At 77.9% G+C, this 5,230-nt stretch carries 1 protein-coding gene; it reads left to right on the top strand.

The genetic code is table 11. The annotated features are described in order from the left end of the window. Positions 1–101 precede the first annotated feature (101 nt). The coding region (locus tag A9W95_RS00135; protein ID WP_067408519.1) for a PE family protein at positions 102–5,230 on the top strand (5,129 nt) is incomplete at its 3' end.

Raw genomic sequence — 5,230 nt, forward strand, 5'->3', positions numbered from 1 at the left:
GGGCCGCCCGATACGATTTGCGAGATTTTTCGTACCCGATAATTTCGGTCGGTAGGGGTCACATGTCCTTCGTGGTGCTCCGCCCAGTCGGGAGATGTTGGATGGCTTCCTACCTGATTGCCGCACCAGAACCGCTGGCGGCGGCTGCGGCGGACTTTGCCCGGATCGGATCCGCTCTGAGGTCGGCGAACGTCGCGGCCGCGGCGGCAACGACACAGGTTGTGTCCGCGGCTCAGGACGAGGTCTCCGCGGCGATAGCGACGCTGTTCGGCGCGTTCGGTCAGGAGTATCAGGCGCTCACAGCGCAGACCGCCTTGTTTCATGACGAGTTTGTGCGGGCGTTGAGCGTTGGGGCCGGGGCCTACTCCGCGGCTGAGGCCGCCAACGTGACCCCGTTGCAGACCTTCGAAGACGACCTGTTGGCGCTGATCAATGCACCCACCAACACGTTGCTGGGGCGGCCTCTGATAGGCGACGGCGCCAACGGTGCGCCGGGTACCGGTCAAGCCGGCGGCGCTGGCGGCATCTTGTGGGGCAGTGGTGGCAACGGTGGCTCAGGGGCCAGCGGCGCCGCCGGCGGCGCTGGTGGGTCGGCGGGGCTGTGGGGGCATGGCGGAGCGGGTGGGGCCGGTGGGGATGCCGCGGTGGCCGGCGGAACCGGAGGTAGCGGCGGCGCTGGCGGGGCCAATGGGCTGCTGGGCGGCGGTAACGGCGGAGCCGGTGGAGCTGGCGGCGCCGGCGGGCTAGGCGGCAACGGCGGCGCCGGCGGGACGGGCGGTGTCAACCGGCAGCTGTTCTCGATTGGGGGCACCGGCGGGACCGGTGGTGCTGGCGGTAGCGGTGGTGCCGGCTTAGGTGATGGCGGCACCGGCGGGATTGGCGGGACCGGTGGAGTCGGCGGAGCTAACCAGGCCTTGTTCGGCGGCAGCGCCGGCGCCGGTGGACTCGGTGGACGCGGTGGTGTGGGCGGCGTGGGCGGCGGTGTGCCCGGCGGGCTCGGTGGGCACGGTGGACTCGGTGGGGCAGCCGGGACCGGTGGCGCGGGCGGGGCCAATCAGGCATTGCTGGGCGGCAGCGGTGGGACCGGCGGGGTCGGCGGAACCGGTGGCGACGGCGGCCTTGGCGGGGCCGGTGGCATCGGGCTGGGCGCGGCCGGTGCCGACGGCGGTACCGGTGGCGACGGCGGTCAGGCGGGGACCGGCGGGGCCGGCGGCGCTCAAACGGGCTTCTTCAACTTGTTCGGGAATGCCGGTGTCGCGGGGCACGCCGGCGGGGGCGGCAATGGTGGAGGCGGCGGCGTTGGAGGGGCCGGTAGCAACGCTCTCGCGGCCGGCGGTAATGGCTTCAACGGTGGCGCCGGCGGACTGGGCGGTAATGGGGGCGGCGCCGCAGCCGGTGGGACCAATGGCTCGGGCGGGCTTGGCGGTAACGGCGGGCTTGGCGGTGCCGGCGGCACCGGCGCTGCGGGGGTGGGCGGCAACGGTCAACACGGTGGCACGGGCGGTAACGGCGGTAACGCCGGTGCCGGCGGGGCGGCGGGCACGGGCGCCGGTGCCGCGGGCACTGCAGGTCACGCGGGTGTGGGCGGTAAAGGCGGAGCCGGCGGCAATGGCGGGGCCGGCAGCAACGCCACCACGTCCGGAGCCAGCGGGTATCGCGGTGGTGACGGTGGGGCCGGCGGTGCCGGTGGCTCGGCCGCTGTCGGCGGCACCAACGGCGCGGGCGGTATGGCCGGAGATGGCGGCGCCGGCGGTGCTGGCGCCGAGGCTCGGCTCAGCAGCAGTCAAGACGGCGGCGCGGGTGGCGACGGCGGTGACGGTGGCACCGGCGGGAGGGCCGGCAACGGTTTGGGCGCGGCCGGGGCGGTGGGTGCTGGCGGCAATGGAGGCACTGGCGGCGCTGGCGCGGACGGCAGCCACGGCGCGGCCAACACCGGAGCCGGCGGCGGTAACGGCGGACGGGGCGGTGACGGCGGCGCCGGCGGCAGCGCGGGCGGCAGCACTGGCATCAGCGGCAACGGCGGGGCCGGTGGACACGGCGGATCCGGCGGCAACGGCGGGTCGGGACACGCCGACGCCGGCAGCGGCGCCGGTGACGGCGGCGCGGGCGGAAGCGCCGGCAGCGGCGGGGACGGCGGGCACGCGGGCGCGCTCGGCAGCGGGGGCACGGCCGGAAACGGCGGGGCGGCCGGTGACGGCGGCAGCGGCGGCCGCGGCGCTGACGGCGCGGTAGGAACCGGTCACGCGGGTGGTCGCGGCGGCGCGGGCGGCAACGGCGCGCAAGGCGGCAGCGGCAGCGTCGCGGGCTTGAGCGGTGACGGCGGCGACGGCGGGGCCGGTGGCGCGGGCGGCACCGGCACGGCATCGACCGGAGCGGGGCGCGGCGGGGCCGGCGGTAACGGCGGCACCGGTGGTAACGGCGGCACCGGTGGTGCCGCGGCCGCGACGGGCAACGGCGCGAAGGTAGGCGACGGCGGCAATGGAGGCGCCGGCGGCACCGGTGCCGATGGCATCAGCGGCGGCGGCAACACCGGAGTGGCGGGCGGCAACGGCGGGCAGGGCGGTGCCGGTGGCAGCGGCGGCAGCGCCGGCGGCCAATCCGGAACCAGCGGCGACGGCGGGGCCGGTGGTCGTGGCGGCGCCGGCGGCAACGGCGGCTCGGGGCATCTGGACACCGGCGACGGCGGGGGTAACGGCGGCGCCGGCGGCAACGGCGGCAACGGCGGTCAAGGGGGCGCGGCCGGAGCCGTCGGTAGGGACGGCACCGTGGGCACTGGTGGTAACGCCGGCTCCGGAGGCAACGGTGGCCACGGCGCCGACAGCAACATCAACGCGCGCCTCGGCGGCCAAGGCGGCACGGGCGGTGATGGCGGCCAGGGCGGGAGCAGCACCGGCGGAACGGCGGGCACCAGCGGGAACGGTGGCGACGGCGGCAACGGTGGACAGGGGCGCGTGCGGTCGGCCGGTGCCGGCGGCAACGGAGGCAACGGGGGCATCGCGGCCGCCGCCGGCAGCAATGCCACGGTCGGCAACGGCGGCAACGCAGGCAACGGCGGGGCCGGTTCTCGCGGTGGCGCGGGCGGCGCAGGCGGTGACGGGGGCAGCGCCGGCGGAGGCTCTGGCAGAAGCGGCAACGGCGGGGCCGGCGGTCGCGGCGGGGCCGGGGTTGACGGCTTCGCGGGCACTGCGGACACCGGTAGTGGTGCTGGTGATGGGTCCGACGGCTTCCACGGCGGCAACGGCGGCAACGGCGGCGCGGCCGGCGCGGTCGGTACCGGCGGCACAGCGGGCAATGGCGGCGCAGGCGGTGACGGCGGAATCGGTGGCCACGGAGGCGACGGCCAGGCTGGCACCGGCCACGCTGGCGGCCGCGGCGGTGCGGGCGCGGACGGCGGCCGGGGCGGCAATGCCGGCGGAGCCGGCGCGAAGGCAGGCGTCAGCGGCAACGGCGGCAACGGGGGCGCCGGCGGGGCCGGTGGTACGGGCGGCGCCTCGACCGGCGCGGGCGCCGGGGGTGCCGGTGGTAACGGCGGCACCGGCGGTGCAGCCGCCGCGGTGGGCGAGGGCGCCATGGTGGGTAACGGCGGCAACGGGGGTGCCGGTGGCGCCGGCGGTCACGGCCTCGACGGCGGGGCCAACACCGGGATAGCCGGCAGCAACGGTGGTCAAGGTGGCGCCGGAGGAAACGGCGGCAGTGCCGGCGGTCAGGCGGGAACCAGCGGTAATGGCGGGGCCGGTGGTGCCGGCGGTACCGCCGGCAACGGCGGCTCGGGCACCATCGATACCCTCCGCGGAGCCGGTGACGGCGGTGCCGGGGGTCGCGGCGGCAGTGGTGGTCAGGGCGGAGCGGCCGGCGCGGTCGGCAAGGACGGCACCGTCGGCAACGGCGGAGCCGCCGGCGCCGGAGGTAACGGCGGCCAAGGCGCCGACGGCAAGGCCGGCACCGGTCATGCCGGTGGTCGCGGTGGAGTGGGCGGGAGCGGCGGCCAGGGCGGCAGCGCCGGCGGCCAGGGCGGCGCGGCGGGCACCGGTGGCCATGGCGGGGCCGGCGGTCAGGGCGGCCGAGGCGGCACCGTGACGGCTGGAGCGGTGTCCGGCACCGGGGCCGGCGGGTCCGGCGGCAACGGCGGCAACGGCGGGGCCGCGGCCACGCTGGGCCAAGGCGCCATCGGGGGCAACGGCGGCAACGCCGGCAACGGCGGCAACGGCGGCAACGGGCTCGACGCGACGGCCAACAGCGGCGTAGCCGGCGGCAACGGCGGGGCAGGTGGCAACGGCGGCATCGGAGGCAGCGCCGGCAGCAACACCGGGACGAGGGGCAACGGCGGATCAGGTGGGCAGGGCGGCACCGGCGGCAACGGCGCCTCGGGCACCGCCGATGTCGGAAGCGGGCCCGGCAGCGGCGGCGCCGGCGGCAACGGCGGCAACGGCGGCAACGGCGGATCGGTTGGCGCGCTCGGCAGCGGAGGCAGCGTCGGCAACGGTGGCGATGCCGGCGCGGGCGGTAACGGCGGCTGGGGAGCTGACGGCGGCACCGGCCTGGCGACTCACGGCGGGGGCCACGGCGGCACGGGAGGCAACGGCGGCCAGGGCGGTAGCGCCGGCGGCGCGGACGGCACTCGAGGCAACGGCGGCGCCGGTGGTCAGGGCGGCTCGGGCGGTGAGGGCGCCATGGGCATCGCCGACACCGGCAGAGGCGCTGACCACGGTGGCGCCGGCGGCGGCGGCGGTAACGGTGGTAACGGTGGTGCGGCCGGTGCGCTAGGCAAGGCCGGAACTGTGGGCAGCGGCGGCGCGGCGGGTAACGGTGGTGCCGGCGGCCAAGGCGCAGATGGGCTGACCGGTAGCGGTCACTCGGGGGGCCGAGGTGGCGTGGGCGGCACCGGCGGCCAGGGCGGTAGCGCGGGAGGTGCCAACGGCAGTGCGGGTGCCAGCGGAAACGGCGGTGCCGGCGGGCAAGGCGGCGACGGCGGCACGGTCCTACCCGGCGCCAGGTCGGGGGCCGGTGCGGGCGGGGCAGGCGGCGCCGGTGGCACGGGCGGTGTCGCCGCCGCGCTCGGCAGCGGCGCCACAGTCGGCGATGGCGGCAATGGCGGTGCCGGCGGCAACGGGGGTGACGGCATCAACGGTTCTCCCGCCTTGACCGGCGGCGCCGGCGGCAACGGCGTGCTGCTGTTCGGTGCCGGCGGCGCCGCCGGCACCGGGGGCGCGGGTGGTCTGGGCGGCTCGGG

Origin of the sequence: Mycobacterium sp. 1423905.2, assembly GCF_001673155.1 — a bacterium.
GTDB lineage: Bacteria > Actinomycetota > Actinomycetes > Mycobacteriales > Mycobacteriaceae > Mycobacterium.